This window comes from Brotonthovivens ammoniilytica (genome assembly GCF_025566885.1).
Lineage (GTDB): Bacteria > Bacillota > Clostridia > Lachnospirales > Lachnospiraceae > Brotonthovivens > Brotonthovivens ammoniilytica.
On record NZ_JAOQJQ010000003.1, the window covers coordinates 210,415 to 235,063 of the forward strand.

29 protein-coding genes and 2 pseudogenes are annotated in these 24,649 nt (G+C 42.8%); 26 read left to right on the forward strand and 5 right to left on the reverse strand.

From position 1 onward, the window contains the following. From OCV88_RS08995 to OCV88_RS09085, 19 genes are all read left to right on the forward strand, one after another. Nucleotides 1–558 carry a 4Fe-4S dicluster domain-containing protein gene (locus OCV88_RS08995; protein WP_158425171.1) on the forward strand — a complete coding sequence of 186 codons (558 nt, stop codon included), beginning with the start codon at nucleotides 1–3 and terminating at the stop codon, nucleotides 556–558. Continuing rightward, nucleotides 558–1,448, forward strand: coding sequence for a CoB--CoM heterodisulfide reductase iron-sulfur subunit B family protein (locus OCV88_RS09000; RefSeq protein WP_158425172.1), 891 nt, complete (start codon nucleotides 558–560; stop codon nucleotides 1,446–1,448). The genes OCV88_RS08995 and OCV88_RS09000 overlap by 1 nt, the downstream gene beginning before the upstream one ends. Further along, the gene (locus OCV88_RS09005) at nucleotides 1,445–3,424 is read left to right on the forward strand and encodes a CoB--CoM heterodisulfide reductase iron-sulfur subunit A family protein (RefSeq protein WP_158425173.1); all 1,980 of its coding nucleotides are present in this window, start codon (nucleotides 1,445–1,447) and stop codon (nucleotides 3,422–3,424) included. Before OCV88_RS09000 ends, OCV88_RS09005 begins: the two co-directional genes overlap by 4 nt. Next, the gene (locus tag OCV88_RS09010; RefSeq protein WP_158425174.1) at nucleotides 3,415–3,876 is read left to right on the forward strand and encodes a hydrogenase iron-sulfur subunit; all 462 of its coding nucleotides are present in this window, start codon (nucleotides 3,415–3,417) and stop codon (nucleotides 3,874–3,876) included. Before OCV88_RS09005 ends, OCV88_RS09010 begins: the two co-directional genes overlap by 10 nt. Continuing rightward, nucleotides 3,869–4,705 (forward strand): 4Fe-4S dicluster domain-containing protein, encoded by an 837-nt coding sequence (locus tag OCV88_RS09015; RefSeq protein WP_158425175.1) that lies wholly within the window; start codon nucleotides 3,869–3,871, stop codon nucleotides 4,703–4,705. Before OCV88_RS09010 ends, OCV88_RS09015 begins: the two co-directional genes overlap by 8 nt. Nucleotides 4,706–4,720: 15 nt before the next feature. After that, nucleotides 4,721–5,716 carry a 4Fe-4S dicluster domain-containing protein gene (locus tag OCV88_RS09020; protein ID WP_158425176.1) on the forward strand — a complete coding sequence of 332 codons (996 nt, stop codon included), beginning with the start codon at nucleotides 4,721–4,723 and terminating at the stop codon, nucleotides 5,714–5,716. Further along, complete coding sequence (locus tag OCV88_RS09025; RefSeq protein ID WP_158425177.1) at nucleotides 5,709–6,557, forward strand: FAD/NAD(P)-binding protein; 849 nt, start codon at nucleotides 5,709–5,711, stop codon at nucleotides 6,555–6,557. Before OCV88_RS09020 ends, OCV88_RS09025 begins: the two co-directional genes overlap by 8 nt. Nucleotides 6,558–6,571: 14 nt before the next feature. After that, the gene (locus OCV88_RS09030; RefSeq protein WP_158425178.1) at nucleotides 6,572–7,294 is read left to right on the forward strand and encodes a ubiquinone/menaquinone biosynthesis methyltransferase; all 723 of its coding nucleotides are present in this window, start codon (nucleotides 6,572–6,574) and stop codon (nucleotides 7,292–7,294) included. A 29-nt stretch (nucleotides 7,295–7,323) separates the two neighbouring features. Beyond that, nucleotides 7,324–7,524: a hypothetical protein gene (locus OCV88_RS09035; protein ID WP_158425179.1), complete on the forward strand. Its 201-nt coding sequence runs from the start codon at nucleotides 7,324–7,326 to the stop codon at nucleotides 7,522–7,524. A 95-nt stretch (nucleotides 7,525–7,619) separates the two neighbouring features. After that, the gene (locus OCV88_RS09040) at nucleotides 7,620–8,624 is read left to right on the forward strand and encodes a prenyltransferase (protein ID WP_158425180.1); all 1,005 of its coding nucleotides are present in this window, start codon (nucleotides 7,620–7,622) and stop codon (nucleotides 8,622–8,624) included. Nucleotides 8,625–8,672: 48 nt separating this feature from the next. Then, nucleotides 8,673–9,575: a radical SAM protein gene (locus tag OCV88_RS09045; RefSeq protein ID WP_158425181.1), complete on the forward strand. Its 903-nt coding sequence runs from the start codon at nucleotides 8,673–8,675 to the stop codon at nucleotides 9,573–9,575. 4 nt (nucleotides 9,576–9,579) lie between these two features. Further along, the gene (locus OCV88_RS09050) at nucleotides 9,580–10,476 is read left to right on the forward strand and encodes a DUF445 domain-containing protein (protein ID WP_158425182.1); all 897 of its coding nucleotides are present in this window, start codon (nucleotides 9,580–9,582) and stop codon (nucleotides 10,474–10,476) included. A 62-nt stretch (nucleotides 10,477–10,538) separates the two neighbouring features. Beyond that, nucleotides 10,539–11,192 (forward strand): DUF1847 domain-containing protein, encoded by a 654-nt coding sequence (locus OCV88_RS09055; RefSeq protein ID WP_158425183.1) that lies wholly within the window; start codon nucleotides 10,539–10,541, stop codon nucleotides 11,190–11,192. Further along, the gene (locus OCV88_RS09060) at nucleotides 11,189–11,689 is read left to right on the forward strand and encodes an NUDIX hydrolase (RefSeq protein WP_158425184.1); all 501 of its coding nucleotides are present in this window, start codon (nucleotides 11,189–11,191) and stop codon (nucleotides 11,687–11,689) included. Before OCV88_RS09055 ends, OCV88_RS09060 begins: the two co-directional genes overlap by 4 nt. A 240-nt stretch (nucleotides 11,690–11,929) precedes the next feature. Continuing rightward, a complete protein-coding gene (locus OCV88_RS09065) occupies nucleotides 11,930–12,703 on the forward strand; it encodes an ABC transporter substrate-binding protein (RefSeq protein WP_158425185.1) in 774 nt (257 codons plus the stop codon). 131 nt (nucleotides 12,704–12,834) lie between these two features. After that, on the forward strand, nucleotides 12,835–13,563 hold the full coding sequence (locus OCV88_RS09070; protein WP_158425186.1) for an amino acid ABC transporter permease: 729 nt from the start codon (nucleotides 12,835–12,837) through the stop codon (nucleotides 13,561–13,563). Next, on the forward strand, nucleotides 13,550–14,272 hold the full coding sequence (locus OCV88_RS09075; RefSeq protein WP_158425187.1) for an amino acid ABC transporter ATP-binding protein: 723 nt from the start codon (nucleotides 13,550–13,552) through the stop codon (nucleotides 14,270–14,272). Before OCV88_RS09070 ends, OCV88_RS09075 begins: the two co-directional genes overlap by 14 nt. Before the next feature lie 115 nt (nucleotides 14,273–14,387). Beyond that, on the forward strand, nucleotides 14,388–14,648 hold the full coding sequence (locus OCV88_RS09080; protein WP_158425188.1) for a hypothetical protein: 261 nt from the start codon (nucleotides 14,388–14,390) through the stop codon (nucleotides 14,646–14,648). A 287-nt stretch (nucleotides 14,649–14,935) separates the two neighbouring features. Further along, complete coding sequence (locus OCV88_RS09085) at nucleotides 14,936–15,673, forward strand: prolipoprotein diacylglyceryl transferase (RefSeq protein ID WP_334307980.1); 738 nt, start codon at nucleotides 14,936–14,938, stop codon at nucleotides 15,671–15,673. Here OCV88_RS09085 and OCV88_RS16080 read toward each other — a convergent pair. Beyond that, nucleotides 15,647–15,772, reverse strand: a pseudogene (locus OCV88_RS16080) (winged helix-turn-helix transcriptional regulator); the annotation flags it as partial. The gene OCV88_RS09085 and the pseudogene OCV88_RS16080 sit on opposite strands and share 27 nt — an antisense overlap. A gap of 128 nt (nucleotides 15,773–15,900) precedes the next feature. On the opposite strand from OCV88_RS16080, the pseudogene OCV88_RS09095 reads away from it, so the two are divergent. Further along, nucleotides 15,901–16,503: pseudogene (locus OCV88_RS09095) on the forward strand (ATP-binding protein); the annotation flags it as partial. Between the two features lie 480 nt (nucleotides 16,504–16,983). Here the strand turns inward: OCV88_RS09095 and OCV88_RS09100 are convergent. Genes OCV88_RS09100 through OCV88_RS09110 form a run of 3 tightly spaced genes read right to left on the reverse strand, consistent with a single transcriptional unit; the run spans nucleotide 16,984 to nucleotide 17,864 of the window. Then, nucleotides 16,984–17,304 carry a TfoX/Sxy family protein gene (locus OCV88_RS09100; protein WP_158425191.1) on the reverse strand — a complete coding sequence of 107 codons (321 nt, stop codon included), beginning with the start codon at nucleotides 17,302–17,304 and terminating at the stop codon, nucleotides 16,984–16,986. A gap of 48 nt (nucleotides 17,305–17,352) precedes the next feature. Further along, nucleotides 17,353–17,517, reverse strand: a complete 165-nt coding sequence (locus OCV88_RS09105; RefSeq protein ID WP_262591087.1) for a hypothetical protein — start codon at nucleotides 17,515–17,517, stop codon at nucleotides 17,353–17,355. A gap of 29 nt (nucleotides 17,518–17,546) precedes the next feature. Then, a complete protein-coding gene (locus tag OCV88_RS09110) occupies nucleotides 17,547–17,864 on the reverse strand; it encodes a DUF3784 domain-containing protein (protein WP_158425192.1) in 318 nt (105 codons plus the stop codon). 187 nt (nucleotides 17,865–18,051) lie between these two features. On the opposite strand from OCV88_RS09110, the gene OCV88_RS09115 reads away from it, so the two are divergent. The 3 genes from OCV88_RS09115 to OCV88_RS09125 all read left to right on the forward strand — a co-directional run bounded on the left by OCV88_RS09115 (nucleotide 18,052) and on the right by OCV88_RS09125 (nucleotide 19,950). Continuing rightward, nucleotides 18,052–19,095, forward strand: coding sequence for a stage V sporulation protein AD (locus tag OCV88_RS09115; protein ID WP_158425193.1), 1,044 nt, complete (start codon nucleotides 18,052–18,054; stop codon nucleotides 19,093–19,095). A gap of 17 nt (nucleotides 19,096–19,112) precedes the next feature. Then, entirely contained in the window at nucleotides 19,113–19,469 is a 357-nt protein-coding gene (locus tag OCV88_RS09120; RefSeq protein ID WP_158425194.1) for a SpoVA/SpoVAEb family sporulation membrane protein, read from the forward strand. 73 nt (nucleotides 19,470–19,542) lie between these two features. Beyond that, on the forward strand, nucleotides 19,543–19,950 hold the full coding sequence (locus tag OCV88_RS09125; protein ID WP_158425195.1) for an LptM family lipoprotein: 408 nt from the start codon (nucleotides 19,543–19,545) through the stop codon (nucleotides 19,948–19,950). 121 nt (nucleotides 19,951–20,071) lie between these two features. Here OCV88_RS09125 and guaB read toward each other — a convergent pair whose 3' ends face one another. After that, nucleotides 20,072–21,529, reverse strand: coding sequence for an IMP dehydrogenase (gene guaB, locus OCV88_RS09130; protein ID WP_158425196.1), 1,458 nt, complete (start codon nucleotides 21,527–21,529; stop codon nucleotides 20,072–20,074). A 229-nt stretch (nucleotides 21,530–21,758) separates the two neighbouring features. Between guaB and hisA the strand changes: the two genes are divergently transcribed. The 3 genes from hisA to OCV88_RS09145 all read left to right on the forward strand — a co-directional run bounded on the left by hisA (nucleotide 21,759) and on the right by OCV88_RS09145 (nucleotide 24,600). Further along, entirely contained in the window at nucleotides 21,759–22,541 is a 783-nt protein-coding gene (gene hisA / locus OCV88_RS09135; protein ID WP_158425197.1) for a phosphoribosylformimino-5-aminoimidazole carboxamide ribotide isomerase, read from the forward strand. Nucleotides 22,542–22,710: 169 nt separating this feature from the next. After that, on the forward strand, nucleotides 22,711–24,036 hold the full coding sequence (gene glnA, locus OCV88_RS09140; protein ID WP_158425198.1) for a type I glutamate--ammonia ligase: 1,326 nt from the start codon (nucleotides 22,711–22,713) through the stop codon (nucleotides 24,034–24,036). Nucleotides 24,037–24,051: 15 nt separating this feature from the next. Beyond that, nucleotides 24,052–24,600 carry an ANTAR domain-containing response regulator gene (locus OCV88_RS09145; RefSeq protein WP_158425199.1) on the forward strand — a complete coding sequence of 183 codons (549 nt, stop codon included), beginning with the start codon at nucleotides 24,052–24,054 and terminating at the stop codon, nucleotides 24,598–24,600. Nucleotides 24,601–24,649 lie beyond the last annotated feature (49 nt).

Consider the following 24,649-nt stretch of genomic DNA (forward strand, 5'->3'; position numbering starts at 1 on the left):
ATGGATGGATGCCTGAATAACAGCAGTCAGAAAGTATTGGCAGAGTCAATCGCCGAAAAAGCCGGAGTAAATCTTAAAGATTGTTATCAGTGCGGAAAGTGTTCTGCAGGATGTCCAATGGCCCGGGGCATGGATCTGATGCCCCGCCAGATTGTACATTATATGCAGCTTGGCATGATGACTCCGATTTTAAAATCAAAAACCATCTGGCTGTGCGCAGCCTGCCACACCTGTGTGGACCGCTGCCCTCATGATATCAATCTGCCGGGACTCATCGAGCAGTCCAGAATGATCGCAAAAAAACGCGGTATGATCGGCGTGCAGGAAGTAGATAAATTTACGGATATTTTTCTTGAAAATGTCAAAATGTTTGGAAAAAATCAGGAAGTTGTACTGGAAGGTTTGTATAATGTATCAACCGGCCATCTGATGCAGGATATGAAAAATGTTCCGCATATGCTGAGACATAAAATTGTGGGACCGGAGCTGAATGTAACCAAAGGTGCGGCTGAGGTAAAAGACCTGATGAAAAGAGCGGAAGAAAGGAGCAATGAATAATGCAGTATTCCTATTTTCCAGGGTGTTCCATGGATACTACCGGAATCACCTATAAAAAATCAATTGAATATGTCTGCAGCAAAATCGGAATGGTGCTTAGAGAGATTCCTGACTGGAACTGCTGCGGCGCTACCTGTGCCCACTCTAAAAATGAAAAAGTAGCTTTAGCGCTGCCGGCCAGAAATCTGGCACTTGCAGAGGAAGAGGGGCTGGAGCTGGATGTGGCGGTAGCCTGTGCTTCCTGCTATTCCCGTATGAAACATACGGTCCATGCGGCAAGACAGAGTGAAGAGACAAGACAGGAACTGGAAGAAATTATAAACATGCCTTACCGGGCAAAAGCGGATGTATTAAGTTTTCTGGAGATTTTTGCAAGACCGGAAATGATGCGTTTATGTCAGGAAAAAATGTATCGTACTCTAAAAGGAATGAAGGTGGCTTGCTACTATGGCTGTCTGACTTCACGTCCTGTAGAGGTAACTGGAGCTTCCTCCACAGAAAATCCTATGGAAATGGATGAAATCGTTAAACTGACAGGCGCCGTTCCTGTGGAATGGGATTTTAAAACCGAATGCTGCGGAGCCAGTCATCAGGTAGATGCACCGAAGACGGCAAGACCTCAGCTGGAGAGGATTTTGAAGAATGCTCAGGCAAACGGAGCTCAGGCTATTATCACAGCCTGTCCCCTGTGCAATTTAAACCTGGATATGAGAGAAGGAGAGCTGAATAAAGCGAATGGAACGGCATATAACCTTCCGATTTATCAGTTCACAGAATTACTGGCAGTATGTATGGGAGCAGGTGTAAAGGATATTGGCCTGCAGAAGCATTTCTTCCCGGCATTTGACCTGTTAAACGAATATTTGAGGAAGGCAGGTGACACAGTATGAGCCGTATAGGCGTATTTGTCTGCCACTGCGGAACCAATATTGCCGGGACCGTAGATGTAGAGCGTGTAGCAAAAGCAATGGAGCTGGAACCAAATGTGGTATACGCAGCAGATTATAAATATATGTGTTCCGAACCAGGCCAGGCCATGGTAAAGGAAAAAATTGAAGAATACAATCTGGACCGGATTGTCATCTGTTCTTGTACACCGCGGATGCATGAAAATACTTTCCGTAAAATGCTGGCGGGAACAAAAATCAATCCGTATATGCTGGAAATTGCCAATTTAAGAGAGCAGTGTTCCTGGGTGCATACAGATAAAGAAAAGGCCACAGAGAAAGCAATTGATCTGGCCAGAATGGCAGTGGCAAAAGTAGACAGAAACAAGCCTCTGCATACATCTACAATCCCCATTCACAAAAAAGCCCTTGTAATCGGCGGCGGTATTGCCGGAATTCAGGCAGCTCTTGATATTGCAGATGCAGGATATCAAGTAACTCTGTTAGACAGAGAGCCATCCATCGGCGGACGTATGGTTATGCTTGATAAAACATTCCCTACGCTTGACTGTTCTGCATGTATCAGTACTCCAAAAATGGTTGAAGTCAGTGCACATCCCAATATTGAATTAAAGACATACTGTGAGCTTGAGGATGTCAGCGGATATGTGGGAAATTTCGAAGTAACCATTAAGCAGAAAGCTCGTTATGTAAATCATGATCTGTGTACCGGATGCGGACTTTGTGAAACCAAGTGTCCTACAAAAGTACTCAGTGAATTTAATCAGGGCATGAGTGAACGACGTGCCATTTATAAATCCTTTGCCCAGGCAGTGCCTGCAAAACCGGTGATTGACGCGGATCACTGCAGGAAATTAAAAGACGGAAAATGCGGTGTCTGTGAAAAAGTCTGTCCGTTAGGAGCCATTAAATTTGATGATAAAGAAACAACCTTTACGGAAACATATGGTGCTATTGTAGTATCTACCGGTTATCAGCTTATTGAATGGCAGAAGCTTTATCCGGAGTACGGCGGCGGAAGATTTAAAGATGTAATCAGCGGCCTGCAGTTTGAACGTCTTGTGAATGCGTCAGGTCCTACGGAAGGACATATTGTAAGACCTTCTGACCATACAGAACCAAAAGATGTGGTAATTGTAAAATGCGTAGGCTCCCGTGATCCGAAAAAAGGCAAGAGCTACTGCTCAAGAGCCTGCTGTATGTATGGAGCAAAGCATGCCCATCAGATTTTAGAAAAAATACCGGGTTCCAATGTTTACATTTTCTATATGGATGTGAGAACTCCTGGAAAAGGCTACGAAGAGTTTTATGACAGAACAAGAAATGACGGAGCCCACTATATCAGAGGCCGTGTTTCTAAAATTTACAAAGAGGGCGGCCGGTTAATCTGCCGGGGTGAGGATTCCCTCCTTGGACAGCAGATTTCAGTGGAAGCGGACCTGGTAATTTTAGAAACAGCTATGGTTCCCGCAGACGGAATCGGAGAAATTGTACATAAACTTGGTATTTCCATGGACGCAGACGGCTGGGTGCAGGAAGCTCATCCGAAACTTCGTCCGGTAGAGACACAGACCGGCGGCGTCTTTCTGGCAGGAACCTGTCAGGGACCGAAAGATATTCCGGATACGGTTGCCCAGGCATCTGCAGCTGCAGTGAAAGTCTGCGGACTCTTCAGCAAAGACGAGATGGAGACCTCGCCAATGACCAGTAAGGTAAGCCAGGATAAATGCTGCGGATGTGCCCACTGTGTGGCAATGTGTCCGTACAAAGCAATCAGTCTGGTTGAAATTGACGACAGAGACGGAAATAAACGAATCAAACGTATGGCAGCAGAAGTAAATACAGGACTCTGCCAGGGATGCGGATGCTGTGCCGCTGCCTGCCGGACCGGAGCTATTGATTTACAGGGCTTTACCAATGAACAGATCTTACGGGAGGTGGATGCGTTATGTCAGTAGAAAAAAACGAAAACTGGGAACCGCAGATTCTTGCTTTCTGCTGTAACTGGTGTACTTATACAGGAGCTGACCTGGCTGGATTAAATCGTATGAAATATCCGGAAAATGTCCGCGTTATCCGGGTTCCCTGTTCCAGCCGTGTCAATCCGCAGTTTATCCTTCGGGCATTTCAGAAGGGATGCGATGGTGTTTTAGTATGCGGCTGCCATCCGGGAGACTGTCATTATGCTACAGGAAATTATTTTACAAGAAGAAGATTTATGCTGATGCAGAGAATGCTTGAGTACAACGGAATTGATCCAAACCGTTTCCAGGCCAGATGGATATCCGGCTCGGAGGCAGCAAAATTCCGCGATACTGTCACAAGAGTTTCTGCTCAGATCAAAGAATTAGGACCGAATAAAAAGTTCCAGGAAACATGGTACAGCAAAGGAGGTGCAAAGGATGAGTAATATTCAGGAACAAATCCGTCAGAGAGTCCGCACTTTGCTGGAAGAAGGCGTCATTGGTTACTGTATCGGATGGGGCGCCACACGCTTTGAGGATAAAACCACACCGGTATTTATTACGAAACCGGAAGATGCAGACCGCCTTGTATGGAATAAATACTGTATAAACGGAACGGCAAAGTATCTGCTGGATGACTGGTATCCGGAGAAAAAAATCGGCGTTATTATCCGTGGATGCGACTCCAGAGCTGTAAACCGCCTGATGAAAGACAAACAGGTAAAACGGGAAGACTTATATCTCATAGGAGTGCCCTGTGACGGAAAGGAAAATCCGGTATGTGAAGGATGCCAGCACAAAAATCCATTGGTTTATGATGAACTGGTGGGGGAGATTGTGTCAGAATCCGTGAATCCGGACCGTTTTAAAGAGATTGAGGAATTTGAGAAGCTCACACCGGATGCCCGGTATGAATTCTGGGCAAAACAGTATGACAAATGTATTCACTGCTATGCCTGCAGAAATGCCTGTCCCGCCTGCAATTGTAAAGAATGCTATGCAGACCAGGCCAGAGAAAATTGGCAGGGCAAACAGAATAACCGTAATTCCAATCAGGTTTATGGCCTGACCAGAGCCTATCATGTGGGCGACCGCTGTATTGAGTGCGGGGAATGTGAACGGGTCTGCCCCATGGGCCTGCCCATTATGCGCCAGACAAAGAAAATGTTAAAAGACATCAATGATCTGTTCGGCGATTATGAGTGCGGACTTGGGGATGACAGAGAGCATGTGCTTGGTGAATTTGATTTATCCGACAGAGATGAATTTATGTAAGGGGGCGGCAGACAGATGCAGTTAAAGAAAACAGATTTAGACAAAGCATTAAAGATACTTGCCGCTGACGCAGGGGTCTTTGTGCCGGGAGAAATAGAAAACGTAAAAAGATTTGTTCTGTGGGAAGAGGGCATGGAAGTGGATTTAACCGGTGAAAATACCGTGCTTCCGCCGAAAGATATTTTATTTCCCTGTACAGAAAAAATGTATCATTATAAGATGGGAAAATCCATAGAGATTAAAGAAGTTGTTACGCAGCCCAAACAGGTGATTTTCGGAATCCGTCCCTGTGATATGCGAAGCATCGACTGTATGGATAAAGTATTTTTAGAGAAAGGTTATGTAGACAGCTTCTACAGCCGGAGAAGAGATGAGGTTACCTTGTTTGCCATGGGCTGTGTTTCTGTCTCCAGAACCTGCTTCTGTGACTCCATGGGGCTGGATCCCAACAATGCGCCTAATGCAGATGTTATGATGCATGACGCCGGGGACAGTCTGATTATGGAAGCGTATACACAGAAAGGCCGGGATGCGATGGAGCGTCTTGGAGCACTGCTGACAGAAGGGGGAGAGGCATCTGCCAAAACTTCCTGCCGGCTGAAAGTGAATATGACAGAAGATCTGCCGGAGAAACTTGGAAAAATGTTTGAGCATCCAATCTGGGATGAGGTGACAAGAGCCTGTATCGGATGTGCTGCCTGTACGTATGTATGCCCAACCTGCTATTGTTTTGATATTGATTCTGACAATCACGGAGCAGAAGGTACCAAGTATCGCTGCTGGGATTCCTGCATGTTCTCTGACTACAGCAGAATGGCGGGAGGACATAATCCGCGTCCTACGAAAAAGGAACGGGTGCGCAACCGTTATCTGCATAAGCTGTCCTTTTTCTATGATCGTTACGGCCAGCTGCTGTGCACAGGCTGCGGCAGATGTGTGGAAAAATGTCCGGCTCATATGGATATTTCGACTTTTATTGATAAAGCTGCGGAGGTGGACTTAAATGAGTGAAATTAATCACGACTGCACCTGTCATGGAAACCCATTAATTCCCCAGGTGGCCAAAATTATTAAAATTACAGAAGAAACACCGGATGTGAAAACATTCCGGATACAGACAATGGATGGGAAAATGCCATTTGATCCAAAACCCGGACAGCTTGGAATGATTTCGGCTGTGGGAATTGGAGAAGGTATGTTTTCCATAACTGCCAAAGGCGAAGACTGGATTGAGTCTTCTATTAAAAAAGTGGGCGTACTGACAGAGGCCCTCCATGAAATGACAACGGGACAGGAAATCGGAATCCGTGGCCCATACGGAAATCATTTTCCTTATGAAGCTTTAAAAGGAAAAGATCTGATTTTTATCGGCGGCGGCATTGGGCTGGCGCCGGTGCGATCCCTGATTCGTTATTGTCTGGAGCACCGGTCAGATTATGGACATATAGACATTGTTTATGGTTCCCGTTCACCGGAAGATCTGGTATTCAAAGAGGATTTGTTTGAAAACTGGCCAAAGGAACCGGATACACGGGTAGAAGTGACAGTGGATAGAGGAGATGCAGACTGGAACGGAAACGTTGGATTTGTTCCGGCTTATGTGGAAGAGCTGGCGTTTACACCGGAAAATAAAAAAGTAATCTTATGCGGTCCTCCTATTATGATCAAATTCACATCAGAAGCGCTGCTTCGTATGGGATTTGCAAAAGAGGATGTTATAACAACTCTGGAAATGCGCATGAAGTGCGGTGTAGGAAAATGCGGACGCTGTAATCTGGGCGGAAAACTCATCTGCCTGGACGGACCGGTATTTAATCTTGCAGAGCTGGATGAGCTTCCGGACGAAAAATAAGGCAGGAGATCAGTATGTTAATCAAATCAGCAAAACAGAGGAAAACAGAAAAAATATATAAATCCTATGAGCACATCAGTGAAGATTATGATATTATGAATGATATGATGAGCTTTGGAATACACCGGATCTGGAAGCTTAGAACTGCAGAAGAGATCAAACGCAGGGGCTGTCACCGGATTTTGGATGTGTGCTGCGGAACCGGGGATATGGCGCTGCTTTTGGCTGCTCAAAATCCAAATGCCGCAGTCACAGCTGTGGACTTTTCCGAAGGGATGCTGAATCAGGCCAGAAAGCGCCAGAAGAAAAAGAATTTGATTAACCTGGAATTTATCAGGAAGAATGCGGAGCATCTGCCATTTCGAAACGGATATTTTGATTGTGCAGTGATTTCTTTCGGTCTGCGCAGTGTGGCGGATTATGGAAGTGTGCTCCGGGAAATGTACCGTGTGGTTAGACCGGGCGGATGGATCTACTGTCTGGAGTCTTCCGTTCCGGAAACGAAGGAAGTCAAAACGGCTTACAATGTTTACCGGAATCATATGATTCCGGCTGCCAGCGCCGTATTAAACGGAAATGGCTGGGAGTATAAACGGATTGCCAGAGCAAACAGCAGATTTCTGTCTAAGAAGAAGCTGGCGGCGCTTATGGCTGCATGCGGATTTGTGCATGTGGGATATTACAGCCATATGGCCGGTGTGGCGGCCTGCCATCGGGGGCAGAAGCCGGAAATATAAATAATAAATGCGGGAAAGGACGAAATACAATGAAAAAATTTTTAAAAGCAGTACTTGCACTTGGAATTATTGGCTACATTGGATACAAAGTATATAAATATTTTACAAAAGAGCCGGAGTATCAGGAGTTTGATGACAATACAGACGGCGTAGAATTTGATGTAGAGGCAGAAGCAGAAGAATCTCTGGCTGATAAAATCAAAGCGGCAGCGAAAAAAATAACAGGCTGATAATACGTGTACAGTAACTGGGAACAGAGAAATGATTCTGGAGGGCGGAGAATGGAGGTTCTCCGTCTTCTTTTGTTTGAACAGGAGCGGGATATATGTTAAAAAAGCTGAAATTCTGGTTTCATAATGCCAGACCGGTTTCCCTGCCGCAGAGTGTTATGCCGGCGCTGGCGGCGTTTTTTCTGGCCGCCGGGGAAACGGGATTTTCCTGGATAACGGGGCTTTTGGCAGTGCTTGGGGGATGTCTTGCCCATCTGGGCATGAATCTGGCGGATGATTATTTTGATTACAGGAAGAAGGAGACCGGATTTCGTGATCAACTTGCAGGAGAGGGAATCAGAGCCAGAACGAAGAAGTGTGCCTATATTGTCAGCGGCGAAGCTACGATAAAACAGACTTTGAGGGCCGCGGTGGGATTTGGCATTGCCGCGCTGATTCCGGGAGCTGTTATCTTGTATCAGAGAGGTTTTATAATCCTTCTGATTGCGGCAGCTGGAGTTTTTTTGGGAGAGTCTTATTCCGGGGAACCGTTGCGTTTAAGCTACCGGGGACTTGGGGAGCTGGATATCGGAGTGATGTTTGGACCGCTTTTGATGGCAGGGGTCTTTTTTGCAGCCTGCGGACATCTGTCTTTGAAGCTTTTAGCCCCGGCGCTCAGCATGGGACTTCTGGTAACCAACATTTTATATGTACACTCGGTGCTTGATTATGAAGCGGATATGCGGGCAGGCAAAGCAACTATGGCGGCTCTGATAAAGGGAAATACAGGGAGAAAGGCTGTTTTGAGCTGCTTTTTGTTCCTGCCGTATATATTAACTGTGCTTATGACCGTAACCGGTAAAATGAATCCCATTTATCTGGCCGTACTGGCAACTCTGCCCTGGGCAGTTTTACTTTACCGGTCTGTGGATACATATATGAAAGAACCGGAAAAGCTGCCGAAACGCAGAGCATGGCATGGCCCTATGAAAAACTGGGAACAGATTGTTAAGGGAAATCTCTCCTGGTTTATGTTTCGATGGTATCTGGCCCGCAATTTACTGACGGCCTTTGCTTTTATTTTTATTGCGGCATCTGCTGCTGTATGTATCAAGCAGTAATAATTCACTGCATACGGATGTCCGCAGAGGGAGAGGAGAACATTTAGGATGAAACATATCGCATATTTACCATACTGGTATTTTCAGAACCGGCTGCTGAAAAAAGAAAAACCCCTTCAGACGGTACTATTTCTCACTGACTACTGTAATCTGAAGTGTAAACATTGCAGTGAGGACGGACATGCCGGGACAATTATGAAGCCGTATCGCCAGGTAAAGGAAGAACTGGAATATTCTTATCGCCAGGGAGCCAGATTTTTAGATCTGGAGGGCGGGGAGCCCACACTGTGGAGTGACGGCGGTTATCGGATTAATGACCTGATTTATCTTGCAAAAAAGATCGGATTTTATTCTGTGACAGTAACAACCAATGGACAGCGTCCTTTTGATTATCTGGCGGCGGATTCTATCTGGGTCAGTGTAGATGGATACAAACGGTATCATGATATGATACGGGGAGCGGGAACCTTTGATACGCTGAACAGAAATATTAAAGAAAGCGGACTGAAAAACATCAGCGTGAATATGGCTATTAACAAAATGAATTACCCATCAGTGCCGGATGTAATTAAGTACGCTGCTGCAAATCCTTCTATTCAATCGGTTTCACTGAATTTTCATACTCCGTATCCGGGAACAGAGCATATGATGCTGCCCTGGGACAAGCGGATTCATGTAATAGATAAAATTATTCAGATGAAAAGAGACGGATATACTGTCATGAACAGCGTATCAGGTCTGCAGTGCATGAAGAGACATGATTTTAAGAAATTCTGCTGGATTTCAAACTTTATTTTAACCGATGGAACCAGATTAGCGGAATGTCCGGGTAAGACAGCAGGGCTCTGTGAGAGGTGCGGTTTTTCCATGGCCGGAGAGATGCACAGCCTGATGAAGCTGCGGCCTGATACGGTGCTGGCGGGATTAAAGCTTCGTATGCGGGAGGAATAAAAAGTTGAATGAAGTAATACATTTTCTGGCAGGACCGGTTGTTGGGGGCATTATTGGATATTTTACTAATTTTATCGCTATTAAAATGCTGTTTCGTCCCAGAAAAGAAATTAAGATTGGAAAGTATGTACTGCCTTTTACCCCGGGAATTATTCCTAAGCGGAAAGACAAGCTGGCCCGGGCCATTGGAGAAGCAGTGGCGCAGCAGGTGTTTACAGAAGAAGATATTGAAGAGATTTTTTTATCAGAAGGTATGAAGGACTCCGTTGTGGAAAGCCTGCTGGCCTCCCTGGGACAGGGGGAGCATATGTATACGCTTGTAGAGCTTCTGGGCGGGGTCATGAGTGAGGATGAGTTTGAAGAATTTCAAAACAATCTGGACCGGATGATCTATCGGCGGGTTCATCTTACCATTAACCGCTCCAATATCGCAGAGCGGATTTCAGAAGAATGCACAAAGATATTAAAAGAGAAAACAAATGGTCTTACTTCGAAGGTATTAAATCCCGGCAGAATATCTTCTATTTCAGATTATATGGGCACCAGAGTCCAGCAGTACGCCAAGGAAAATGTTGAGACTGTTATTATGCCTCTGCTTCGGGATGAAACTGTTCAGGTATTTGTAAAGCCTCTGGATCAGCTGCTTTCAGAAATGCAGGCGGATGAAGAACGTCTGCGGGAGATTATTGGAAAAGTATATGAAAAATTTATGTCCCAGCACAGCAAAAAAATGGTAAAATTATTTGACATAGCATCTTTAACAGAGAAAAAGATTATTGAATTTCAGGTGGAAGAGATAGAAGCTCTGGTGGACCAGACCATCCACAGAGAAATGCAGGCCGTTATCAATCTGGGAGCAGTGCTGGGAGTGATCATTGGTTTTGTTAATACATTTATCTGATGCCTGAATGATTTAAACTTAAATACTTAAATTAAATAATAAGGAAAAGAGGTTTGTCAAAAATGGATGATAACATCAATAGAAGCTGTGGGGACTGCCGGGTCACCAGATGTATTAACGGAGCGCCAAAGGATAAGGGATATCCTGCCTTTTGTGTGACGAAGCATACAGATCCGGCTTTTGTGCAGGATGTAGTGAAGCTTTATGATGAAGAGGAAAACAGAAAAGTTATGGAAGCGGCAGCAGGTGTGGAATGCGATTACTACTGCCAGAAGACAAGAGTGGAAGAAACCATTGAATTTGCGAAACGAATAGGAGCAAAAAAAATCGGGATCGCCACCTGTGCCGGATTGATCCGGGAGACCGGAATTCTCACAAAGATATTAAGAAGCCATGGATTTGAAGTGTATGGAGTGGCCTGTAAAGCCGGGATTGTAAAAAAAGTGGATGTGGGATTGCCAGAGGATTACGAAAAAGCAGGCATCAATATCTGTAATCCAATTCTTCAGGCTGAAATATTAAATAAGGAAAAGACAGACTTAAATATTGTAATGGGACTCTGTGTGGGGCATGACAGTCTTTTTTATAAATATGCCAAAGGGCTGACTACCACACTGGTTGCAAAAGACAGAGTACTGGGCCATAATCCGGCTGCGGCGCTGTACACGGCAGAGTCCTACTATCATAATAAATTAATAGGCGGGGAGCAGGAATGATGAAGCGAGAACGATTACCGTTTACAACGCTGTGTTATGTGGAGCAGGATGGTAAATACCTGATGATGCACAGAGTGAAAAAGAAAAATGATGTGAATCAGGAAAAGTGGATTGGCATCGGCGGACATTTTGAAGAGGGGGAATCCCCGGAAGAATGTCTGCTGCGTGAAGCCCGGGAAGAAGCCGGTCTGACTCTGACTTCCTATCGGTTTCGTGGACTGATTACCTTTCAGTCTGCAGGATGGGGAACCGAATACATGTGTCTTTATACGGCAGATGGTTTTGAAGGAGAAGTAACAGAGTGTGAGGAGGGGGAGCTTGTATGGATTCCCAAAGAAGATATCGAGAAGCTTAATCTCTGGGAGGGAGATAAGCTGTTTTTTCATCTTTTAGAAGAAGATGCCCCCTTTTTCTCTTTAAAATTAAGTTATGAGGGTGACCGTCTTGTTCAGGTTGTATTAAATGGTATAGATCAGGCTTTGGAGTATTCACAGTAAAGTGTATAATTTTTCTTTTCAAGTCTTCCTCCTGCGGAACTTGGTGTGCGGTTTGGGTCAGCTTCGCTGACAACATTCTATTCTGATATATCTGCATGAAATCATGATATAAATATTTAGAATATGCGGCAGGATGCATAAAAATTCAGATTTTTGCGTAAAAAGTGATAAAAACAATTGTTTTTTTATCAGGTTGCGCTATAATTACCTTTATATGAAAAGAAAGAAGGAGAAAAGATCATGAAAAAGGTAATTGCATTACTTACAGTTGCAGTACTTGCCCTTTCTCTTGCAGCCTGCGGAAGTAAAGGCGGAGAGGATAACAAGACAAGTGCGGAATCCGAAGGAAAAGAAACTTTAACAATGGCAACTAACGCTACATTTCCGCCATATGAATATTATGATGACGATAATAATATTGCGGGTATTGATGTGGAGATCGCAAATGCCATTGCAGAGAAGCTTGGTATGAAGCTGGAGATTCAGGACATTGACTTTGATTCTATCGTAACATCCGTACAGTCAGGCAAAGCTGATATTGGACTGGCTGGTATGACCGTTGATCCTGACCGTGCTAAAAATGTTAACTTTACAGACAGCTATGCTACAGGCGTACAGGTAATCATTGTAAAAAATGATTCTGATATTACAGGTCCTGACAGTCTGGAAGGTAAAAAAATCGGTGTACAGCAGGGAACAACCGGAGATATTTACTGTTCAGATGATTACGGCGATGAAAATGTTGTGAAATACACAAGCGGCCCAAATGCGGTAGAAGCTTTAAAAACCGGAAAAGTTGACTGCGTGGTTATTGATAACGAGCCGGCCAAGGAGTACGTAAAGGCAAACGAAGGACTGAAAATTCTGGATACAGAATATGTGCAGGAAGAGTATGCTGCAATCGTTGCAAAAGACAATGATGAACTTTTTGAAAAAGTAAATACGGCAATCAAAGAATTAAAAGAAGACGGAACAATTCAGAAAATTCTTGATAAATATATCAAATCTGAGTAATCTGTTATTGAAAAAATAAAAAACAGCAGTATGAGGATGTGTTTCAGGAGTAGTGTCAAAACATGAAATGAAGGCATCCTCATTTTTGTAAGTATGCAGAAAAATATAAATTCAGAAGAGGAGAATGTGCTATGCAGGAATGGTTTGCAAAAATTGCCTCGGATTTCTCCCAGACCTTCATTGAAAAAGACCGGTGGCTTCAGTTATTAAAGGGTCTTGGGGTGACGCTGGAAATTGCGGTGCTGGCGTTGATTCTTGGTATTGTGATTGGCATTATAATTGCTGTAATCCGTACAGTTCATGATCAGAGACGGGGCGTAAAAAAAGGATTTGGAAATGCATTACTGAATCTTGGAAACGGAATCTGTGTTCTTTATCTGACGGTAATCAGAGGAACACCTATGATGGTTCAGCTTTTAATTATGTATTTTGTTATTTTTGCGTCTTCACAGCGGACAATACTGGTTGCTGTGCTGGCCTTCGGTATCAATTCCGGGGCTTACGTTGCAGAGATTATACGAAGCGGAATTATGGCAGTGGATGCCGGACAGATGGAGGCGGGTCGCTCTCTGGGATTAAATTACGGAAAGACCATGCGTTATATTATAATTCCCCAGGCATTTAAGAATGCTCTGCCGGCTCTGGGAAATGAGATGATCACCCTGTTAAAGGATACTTCTTTGGTAACGGTAATCGGCGCTATGGATTTGACCAAAGTAGCTCTGGTTATCCAGAGCCGTACCTATCAGGCTTTTATGCCGTTTATCGGAATTGCGGTGATTTATCTTGTGATGGTTATTATTCTGTCCAAGGTTCTTTCCGTTGTTGAAAGGAGGTTGAGAGTCGGTGATCAGCGTTAATAATCTGGAGAAAAGCTTTGGTGACCATAAAGTGTTAGATGGAATTACTGAAAACATAGAAAAAGGCGAAAAAGTTGTTATTATCGGGCCCTCCGGTTCAGGTAAGTCTACATTTCTGCGCTGTCTGAATCTTTTAGAGCAGCCTACCGGAGGCAGTATTATCTTTGAGGGAACGGATATTACAGATTCCAAAGCGGATATTGACAGCCTCAGAAGAAAAATGGGAATGGTGTTTCAGCAGTTTAATCTCTTTCCCCATCTGACCGTAAAGGAAAATATCAAATTGGCTCCGGTGAAATTAAAACTCATGTCCAAAGAAGAGGCGGATAAAAAAGCCTTAGAGCTTTTAAAAAGAGTAGGTCTTCCGGACAAAGCAGATGCTTATCCCAAACAGCTGTCAGGAGGACAGCAGCAGCGGATTGCCATTGCAAGAGCTCTGGCCATGAATCCGGATGTAATGCTTTTTGATGAACCTACCTCAGCTCTGGATCCGGAGATGGTAGGAGAAGTTCTGCAGTTGATGAAGGAGCTGGCAGAGGACGGTATGACTATGGTAGTGGTTACCCATGAGATGGGATTTGCCCGGGAAGTGGCAACGAGAGTTTTGTTTATGGACGGCGGTATTATTGCGGAACAGAATAACCCTGAAGAATTTTTTGAACATCCAAAAAATTTACGTCTGCAGGAGTTTTTGTCCCAGGTTCTTTAAGCCTATGATACTGGAAGATTCTCTCAACAGGGAAACAGCTATTGACGCATACGTTTATGTGTGATAAAATTTTTATTAATAATATTAAATATTTATAAAATACGGAGGAGTAAAGATGGGTATTGTTTCATTAGTACTTGGAATTATCGCAATTATTGTTGATGCTGCAACTTTAGGTGTATATGGTTTTGTAGGAGTTATCCTTGGAATTATCGGCATTATTTTTGGTGTTCTTGGCAGAAAAAAAGCAGAGGGACGGGGACTGGCAACAGCAGGTCTTGTATGCTCTATTGTAGGCCTGATTCTGGGTCTTGCATTATATGTGGCATGTGTTGCATGCATCGGTGCAGGCGTAGCGGCACTTGGTGGATTATAAGCCGAAATCACAGGAAGATTGGAAAGCTTTTTCGGAGGGTGCTCCGGAGAAGCTTTCTTTTTATATCATAGGAAATTGCTCCTATGATATAAAAAACGCTCCGCTGATGATCGCACTGCGGCGGAATGGAATCATGTCGCAAAGGCGAACCGCCGCAGGCGGAGAATGTACTTTGCACATTCTTTTTTAGTTCTCTTTGATAGAGGTATATAAACTTATAATAACAGGAGTTTAATATGCATGTATTTTTTCATTTTGGAAATCTGTCTCTGCCGGGATATTCTTTGATGATTATAATCGGACTGGCTGCCGGGAATGTGCTGGTCTGGCTTCTTGGAAAGAGGCATCATTTAATATATGATGATTTTTTACTGCTGGAGGCCTATACATTCTTAGGTGCTATGATTGGGGCCAAGGGACTGTATCTGTTTGTTGCCAGAAATGAGATTCAGTGGAGCCGGCTGGCCCAGGCAGATTATCTGAAAGACCTGATGGTGGGAGGCTTTGTGTTCTATGGCGGCCTTATTGGCGGTTTTTTGTTTTTCCTGCTGGCCGGGAAAATTCATAAGGTTGATATCGCATCCTATATGAGGCGTTTTATGTTTGTAATACCCTTTATACATGGTTTTGGGAGACTTGGCTGTCTGATGGCAGGGTGCTGTTACGGGCGTCCCTACAATGGACCAGGAGCGGTGGTATTTCCGGACGGTTCTTTTGCGCCGGCGGGCATCCCGCTGTTTCCGGTACAGCTTGCAGAGGCGGTCTGTCTGTTTGTGCTGGCAGGCTTTTTATTTGGGGTATCCGGCAGGATAAAAAGTGCATATCAGACTGCGGCGCTGTATTTTGGAATTTATGGGGTGATACGATTTGTCCTGGAATACTTTAGATATGATGATGCAGAGCGGGGAGGTTTCGCCTGGTTTTCTACTTCCCAGTGGATCAGTATCGGAATTGTTATTTTTTTGATAATCACAGGCTTCATAAGAATGAGGAAGCGGCATGGAATTTCCCAGCTCAGAAAGTGAATATTCAACTCTCGGTGGAACCTCGGGATATACTGTACGGATAACGATACCATCGCTTTCCATGGAACGCAGACTGTCGGTCAATACTTTTTGGTTAACAGTTTCAAAAAATTAAAAAATATTTAGTTTTGAAACTGCCTGCTTGTGTATACTATAATAGTATAATAGATTCCAAGAAGGAGTTTCAAAAACGTAAAAATATTATTTTTTTGAAACTGGGAGGATTTATGAAAAAGATAATTAGGACAGAGTATTTGGAGCGAATCATTGAACTAAATCAGACTCCAGATATTAAAATTATTACAGGGATTCGCCGGGCTGGAAAGTCAGAATTGATGCGGGCATATATTTCGTATCTGAAGAGCCATTTTGAAAATATCAATATTATCTTTGTTGATTTTATGGATATAGAATATGAAGGACTCAAAGAATACCACGCACTTCACACATATGTGGAAGAGCATTATCAGTTGGAAAAAACAAACTATGTTTTTGTGGACGAGGTTCAGATGTGCCCCAATTTTGAACTGGCAATCAACAGTCTCTATTCGAAAAGAAAATATGATATTTATATTACAGGTTCCAATGCTTTTTTGCTGAGTGTAGATTTGGCAACTTTATTTACCGGGCGTTATATTGGAATCCATGTATTTCCCTTTAGCTTCCGAGAATATTGCCAGTATTATAATGAGATTGATGACAAAGAGAAATTATTTGATGAGTATACGATAAAGGGAGGACTGGCAGGCTCTTATGCTTATAAAACAGAAGCAGACAGAATCCGCTATATTAAAGAGGTCTATGAAACAATCGTTACAAGAGATTTTGTTGGAAATATCTCAAACCTTTATACAAACTGGGATTTGCTGATTTATTCAGTTTATCACTCCGCACTTTCTACTACAAATTTTACGCTTCCTTTTGTTTTTTCTCCTGTTACTGTTACTGTATATGTTCCGCTTTCTTCTATCTCGACATCAAAGTCTACGGAAAAGAAAATGTCTTCACTTTCAGCAATAGGTTCATCATCATTTTTCTGAATTTTATATGATAACTGACCGTTCTCAATTACAATTTCCGTATGAATGGTATCCCCAGCTTCAACAACTAAATCTTGAGAATCAGTAGTATTAAACTCTGTATATTCCATAATTAGTTGCTTGTCATTTCCTGTTCTGCTTCCATTGAAGTCTGGCGAACAGGCTGTTAGTGATGTAATAAGAACTATAACACTAAAAATAGTTATAATTTTTTTCATTATCTTACCTCCAATAACTTCCAATTTTTCTTTTATCAAAACTATTATTTGTTTATTTCTTCTTTTTCGGTTTTGGTGCTGGCAACTCCTCATACATCGCTCTAAACAAACCTGTCAAAAATTCTTTATTATCAACTTCATCTACCAACAACATTTCTTTTGCCCCATCATAGGGTAACTCATGCGGAGCTGTTGGCATATAACTAATTGCTGATTTTACTGGTTTGACAAGCAATCTATCATCATAGATACCGCCAACAATCTTGCCACGATAATAGATAATAAATTCTCCCATCATAGCATGATATGTAATTTCTTCTAATTCAGATAACTGCCCTAAAATAAACTCCAAATATTCTTTGCTTGATGCCATATTTCCACCTCAACTTCGGATTTTTCAGTCAAATAAACTGATATTTAATTATTTAGATTTATCCTTGAAAAAGCCAATTAAAATTAAAGCAATACCGAGAATTGCTATTGGAATATAAATAATATTAGGTATATGATGAACAAATCTATCAATTCCAGACATAACAATATAAATAATAATTCCCACACTGATTAAAATGCTTTTATCTTTCATAGTCGGTCTCCTTTACAACTTCCAATTTGTTAAAATATTCCATGATTGTATTTTATCTGTGCGTGAATCATCACAACCAGCCCTATACTAAAGCAGATTCCAAAAAAACACCACCCATATAGAGAAGATGTTATAAAATCAACAATGCCTGTTAGTATAATTCCTGCACCTATAACCAACATTGCTTTTCCTATTTGCCCGGTATATGCCTTTTTATCTATATCCTTTACTTTTTTATAGTGATAGTCGTGTATTAAATTTATTTTCTCTTTCTTCCAAATTTGCCAACCTAGATAGAAAAATAAAATCCCACATAAAAACAAAAAAATCAATTCAAACCATCGCATGAAACCACCTCCGCAATTTCCAAATTGTCGCTTTGTATAGAAATATTATAGCATCCCTATATAAATTTTTAATCCCAAAAATCAAATATTATTTTTTATTTAAGAAAATTATGAAATGAAAAATTAATATTTTATCAGGAATAAAAAGAAAGAATCTGAACCATACTTTTAAAAAAGGAGTGAAAATATGGTTCAACAGACAGGAAAACAGAGCCTTCGCTTCGCGGAGGCTCCTTTTATTTTAGAGAGTGCTTCCATTGCAGGAAAGAAGGAAAGCGAGGGGCCCATCGGGCATAAATTTGATGTGGTTGGCGAAGATGACAAATTTGGGTGCGATAAATGGGAAGACGCAGAAAGCACCCTTCAGAAAGAAGCTTTGACAATGGCCATGGGAAAAGCCGGTGTAAAAGCCAAGGATGTCAGATATTTGTATGCAGGAGATCTGCTGGGGCAGACCATAGCCACTTCTTTCGGACTGCTGGACTTTGAGATTCCGCTGTTTGGGGTATATGGAGCCTGTTCTACTGCAGGAGAATCGCTGGGACTGGCTTCTATGGCTGTTTCTGCAGGATATGCGGATTTGGCGGCTGTAGTAACCTCCAGTCATTTTGCCAGCGCGGAGAAACAGTTTCGATTTCCCCTGGAATATGCCAATCAAAGACCCTTATGTTCTACCTGGACGGTTACCGGCAGCGGAGCATTTTTACTTTGCAGTGAAAACTTCCTGAAAAAAAATGGGAAGCAGCCCCAAGGAAAAGCCGTGCGGGTTACAGGCATTACCACCGGAAAAATTGTGGACTATGGGGTGAGAGATTCCATGAATATGGGAGCCGCTATGGCCCCAGCGGCCGCAGACTGTATAGCGGCACATATGGAAGACTTTGGAAGGACCCCGGCGTATTACGACAAAATTATTACAGGGGATCTTGGGGAAGTAGGAAGAGAAATATTAATTGAGCTTTTAAACCAGAGAGGAATTGATGTGGGCGTCTGCCATACAGACTGCGGGATTGAAATCTTTGATAATAAGCGTCAGGGAACAGGATCCGGCGGAAGCGGCTGCGGCTGTTCTGCAGTTACCCTAAGTGCTCATTTCCTTCCTCAGCTGCGCAGCGGAGAGCTTGAGCGTATTTTATTTGTGCCAACCGGAGCGCTGCTCTCAAAGATTAGCTTTAATGAAGGACAGAATGTTCCGGGAATTGCCCACGGGGTAGTGTTAGAGGCCCAATAGCCAACAGGAGGAAAAAAATGGATTATATTATTGCGTTTTTAATTGGCGGCGCTATCTGTGCCGTTGTCCAGATTCTGCTGGATAAGACGAAAATGCTGCCGGGCAGGGTCATGGTACTGCTTGTCTGCACCGGAAGTGTTCTTGGAGCGCTTCACATTTACAAACCGTTTCTGAAGTTTGCAGGAGCAGGAGCAAGTGTACCTCTGCTTGGCTTTGGCAATGTACTTTGGGAAGGTATGAAAAAAGCTATTGATGCAGAAGGATTTTTAGGTTTATTTAAAGGCGGTTTTACAGCCTGTGCGGTGGGCGTTTCGGCAGCACTGATTTTCAGTTATCTGGTTTCATGGATTTTTGACTCAAAAATGAGAAAGTAAAAGCTGTGTGTATAAAAATGAACGGATATGACAATATTAGAAATGTAATTAAATTTCAAAGGAGATTTTAATCATGAAAAAAATTTTTGCAGTACTTATGATGGCGCTGATGTTAAGTTCTCTTGCAGCCTGCGGAAATAAGGACAAAACAACTACAGATAAGACAACTACAGAGAAAACAGATGACAAGACAACAACTACGGACAAAACAACTACAGATAAAACAACAACAGACGATAATAACGCTCTGGAAAATGCCGGTGATGACATCAAAGATGGCGCTGAAGATCTGAAGGATGATATGAAAGATGCTGTGGACAATACCAACGACAACGTAACTGACAATAAAACTACAGATAATACTACCACAAATAATACTACTACAGATAATAAAACTACAGACAAAACAAAAACAACAACCAAAGACAATGCCACAGGGGATAAAACAACTACAAAAACAAAAACTACAACAAATGAATAATTGTTGAAAAAGGAATCCTGACTGCGGGACTCTTTACCTATGGCGGGGAAATTCTAAGGACCTTCCTAAAGGAAATAAAAAATCCGGAACGAGAATTTATTCGTCCCGGATTTTTTGGTCTTTACTCTTCAATGCTGTAGTTTGGAGCCTCTTTTGTAATGTGGATATCGTGAGGATGGCTTTCTTTTAATGCCGCTGCGGAAATTTTTACAAACTTGCTGGATTTTATTAAATCCTGGATAGTAGGAGCGCCGCAGTAGCCCATACCTGAACGGATACCGCCCAGAAGTTGGAATACAGTGTCTTCTACAGTTCCTTTGTATGCCACACGGCCTTCAACGCCTTCCGGTACCAGTTTTTTTGCATCCTGCTGGAAGTAGCGGTCTTTGCTTCCATTTTCCATTGCTGCTAAAGAGCCCATACCTCTGTAAACTTTGTATTTACGTCCCTGGTATAACTCAAAAGTTCCCGGACTTTCATCACATCCGGCAAAGATGGAACCCATCATACATACATTTGCTCCGGCAGCCAGAGCCTTTGTCATATCTCCGGAGTATTTAATACCGCCGTCTGCAATGATTGGGATATTATATTCTTTTGCAACTTCATAGCAGTCCATAATTGCGGAAATCTGTGGAACGCCGATACCTGCAACAATACGGGTGGTACAGATAGAACCTGGTCCGATACCTACTTTTACCGCATCAGCCCCTGCTTCAATCAGAGCTTTTGTAGCGTCTCCTGTTGCAACATTTCCTGCAATAATCTGCAGATCAGGATATTTGGCCTTAATATCGCGAACTGCTTTTAAAATATTGGCGGAATGTCCGTGAGCGGAATCCACAACGATTACATCTACATGAACGGCAACTAAAGCGTCAACACGTTCCATCATGTTTGCTGTAATACCAACGCCGGCGCCGCAGAGAAGACGTCCCTGGGCATCCTTGGCAGAGGATGGATATTTAATTTGTTTTTCAATATCTTTAATGGTAATTAAACCTTTTAATTTGAAATTATCATCTACGATAGGAAGCTTTTCTTTTCTCGCTTTTGCAAGAATTGCTTTTGCCTCTTCAAGAGTGATGCCTTCTTTGGCTGTAATCAGCCCTTCAGAAGTCATGCTTTCGCTGATTTTTTTAGTAAAGTCCGTCTCAAATTTTAAATCACGGTTTGTAATAATACCTACAAGCTTTCCGGTGCTGTCTGTAATGGGTACACCGGAAATACGGAATTTGGCCATTAAGTCGTCCGCATCCTGAAGGGTATGATCTGCAGAAAGTGAAAAGGGATCTGTTATGACACCGTTCTCTGAACGTTTTACCTTGTCTACCTCCTCTGCCTGTGCTTCCACAGACATGTTTTTGTGAATGATACCGATACCGCCCTGTCTTGCCATGGCGATTGCCATTCTGTGCTCCGTTACAGTATCCATGCTTGCACTCATCATTGGAATATGCAGCGTGATTTTCTCTGTCAGCTTTGTCGTTAAATCCACCATGTTTGGAGTGACTTCAGAGTATGCTGGTACTAATAACACATCATCAAATGTTATTCCCTCTCCGATGATTGTTCCCATTTCAATTCCTCTCTTTCTTCTTCGTATTCTTTTCTCTGCAAAAAACAGCATAAACATATGTAAAAACTATTTTCTGCAAGATATGTTTTTTCAATTATAGTAATAATAAAGTTTAATGTCAATGGAATTAATAGTTTGATTCCCTTTTTCAACATATTGTGATATTTTTATAAAAGAACAGAGTTTTTATTAGAACAAATTACAAGAACAGAGGGACAGGGAGGTTATTATGGAATTTCGGCCATGCATAGATATTCACAATGGAAAAATAAAGCAGATTGTAGGAAGCAGTTTAAAAGATGCCGGCAATCAGGCCAAAGAAAATTTTGTCTCTGAGCAGGATGGGGCTTTTTATGCAGAATTTTATAAAAAGGACCGGATCCGGGGAGGGCACATTATACTTCTAAATGCCGCTGATTCAGAATATTATGAAGCCACAAAGGCCCAGGCCTTATCGGCGCTGAGGGCATATCCGGGAGGGCTTCAGGCAGGGGGCGGTATTCACAGTGAAAATGCGGAGGTATTTTTAGAGGCGGGCGCCAGCCATGTGATTGTAACTTCCTATGTGTTTAAAGATGGACATGTTAACTATGAAAATCTGGAGCGGATAAAAAGGGAAGTTGGAAAAGAACATCTGGTTTTGGATTTAAGCTGCAGAAAGAAAGAGGAGGGTTATTATATTGTTACGGACCGCTGGCAGAAATTTACCTGTGAGCGGATTGACAGACAGCTGTTGGATGAGTTAAAAGATTATGCCGATGAATTTCTGATTCATGCTGTTGATGTAGAGGGAAAAGCATCCGGCATTGAAGAGGAGCTGGTGAAAATGCTGGGAGCCTGGGGCAAAATCCCGCTGACCTATGCGGGAGGTGTAGGAAGTTTTGAGCATCTGCGTCAGTTAAAAGCGTGGGGACAGGACAAACTGAATGTTACCATTGGAAGTGCCCTGGACCTTTTTGGAGGACCTTTGTCTTATGAAAAAGTGCTGAAATTTATGGGAGAGCGAGCCTGAACTTTCTGTTTGGAGATATCCGACAATTGTGGTATGATAATTAAGGCTTTCCGGCTCATGGAAAATGCACTTATTATGAGGTGGAGAATACAAAAACGGTTGAATGAAATAGACATGAATCAATGAAAACTGAAAGAAATTGAATGATAAAGAAACAGGAGAATGCAGAATGTATACTCAAAAAGATATTATCCGCATGGTGGAAGAAGAAGATGTAGAGTTTATCCGTCTGCAGTTTACCGATATTTTCGGTATTCTGAAAAATGTAGCTATTACAAAAAGCCAGCTGGAGAAAGCACTGGCCAATCAGTGTATGTTTGACGGCTCCTCTATTGAAGGGTTTGTCAGAATTGAAGAATCAGATATGTATCTGTATCCGGATCTGGATACTTTTACGATCTTTCCGTGGCGACCACAGCAAGGAAAGGTAGCAAGGATTATCTGCGATGTTTACTGTGTGGACCGAAAGCCCTTTGAGGGTGATCCAAGATATGTGCTGCGCCGTGCAGTAAAAGAGGCTCAGGAGATGGGTTATAATCTGAATGTAGGACCGGAATGTGAATTTTTCCTCTTCCATACGGATGATTACGGCCGCCCTACTACAATTTCTCATGAACATGCGGGTTATTTTGATCTGGGTCCCGTTGATCTTGGAGAGAATGCCAGAAGGGATATTGTTCTGACGCTGGAGGAGATGGGATATGAGATTGAGGCTTCTCATCATGAGATTGCTCCGGCACAGCATGAGATTGACTTTAAGTATGAGCCAGCACTTCATGCGGCCGACAATATTATGACCTTTAAGCTGGCAGTGAAAACAATCGCAAAACGCCATGGGCTTTATGCTACTTTTATGCCAAAACCGAAAGCTGATATCAATGGTTCCGGAATGCATGTGAATATGTCTTTGTCCAAAGATGGGAAGAATATATTCTGTGATGAATCATCCCAGGACGGCTTAAGTCAGGAAGCGCGCTGGTTTATGGGAGGACTTATGAAGCACATTAAGGCTATTACCGCCATTGCAAATCCTCTTGTAAATTCATACAAACGTCTGCTTCCGGGATATGAGACGCCGGTTTATATTGCCTGGTCCGCCACAAACCGCAGCCCTTTAATCAGGATTCCTGCAGAGCGGGGAGAGAATACAAGAATTGAGTTAAGAAGTCCGGACCCGGCGGCCAACCCGTATCTGACACTGGCTGTATGTCTGGCAGCGGGACTGAAAGGAATACGTGAGAAAACGGATCCTCCGGCAAGTGTCAATCAGAATCTGTTTGCTCTGACGGAAGAAGAGCGCAGGGAACTTAAGATTGATGTTCTTCCAACGAACCTGAAACATGCCCTGTCAGAGCTGAAAAAGGATTCTTTTATCTGCAGCGTTTTAGGAGAGCATATCTGCTCTAAATATATAGAAGCAAAAGAAAGAGAATGGGCCCACTACAAGGCAAGTATTACAGACTGGGAGACAAACGCCTATCTTGAAAAATATTAGCGCAGGATTTTTAGCATGACAGGCATTATTATAGCATTTCCAAAGTCTGAAAACGGACAGAATATAAAAAATATACTTACAAGAAACGGATATCATGTTCTGGCTGTCTGCGTCAGCGGAGCGCAGGTGCTGCAGGAGGCTTACAGCCTAAGAGATGGTATTGTAATCAGTGGATACCGTCTGACAGATATGTTTTACACAGAGCTTTTGAATGATCTGCCGGAGGACTTTGACATGCTTTTGATTTCCGCAAAGGTACAGCTGGCAGAGCAGAGAAATTCTGCACTTTTGAGCCTTTCTATGCCAATGAAAGTACATGAGCTTCTTTCTACCGTGGAGATGATGGTTTATAACCGAGAGAAGAAAAAGAAAAAGCGTAAGTCAGCTCCCCGGAAACGGACGGGAGAAGAAAAGGAACTGATAGAAAAAGCAAAGGCAGTGCTTATGGAGCGGAATCATATGACAGAAGAGGATGCTCACCGTTATATTCAAAAATGCAGTATGGAAAGCGGCAGCAGCCTGCCGGAGACTTCCCAGATGATTATCAGTATGATTGATACATAAACATAACAGCAGAATATCTGCGCATCTGTCACCTGACAGGTCAGAAAAC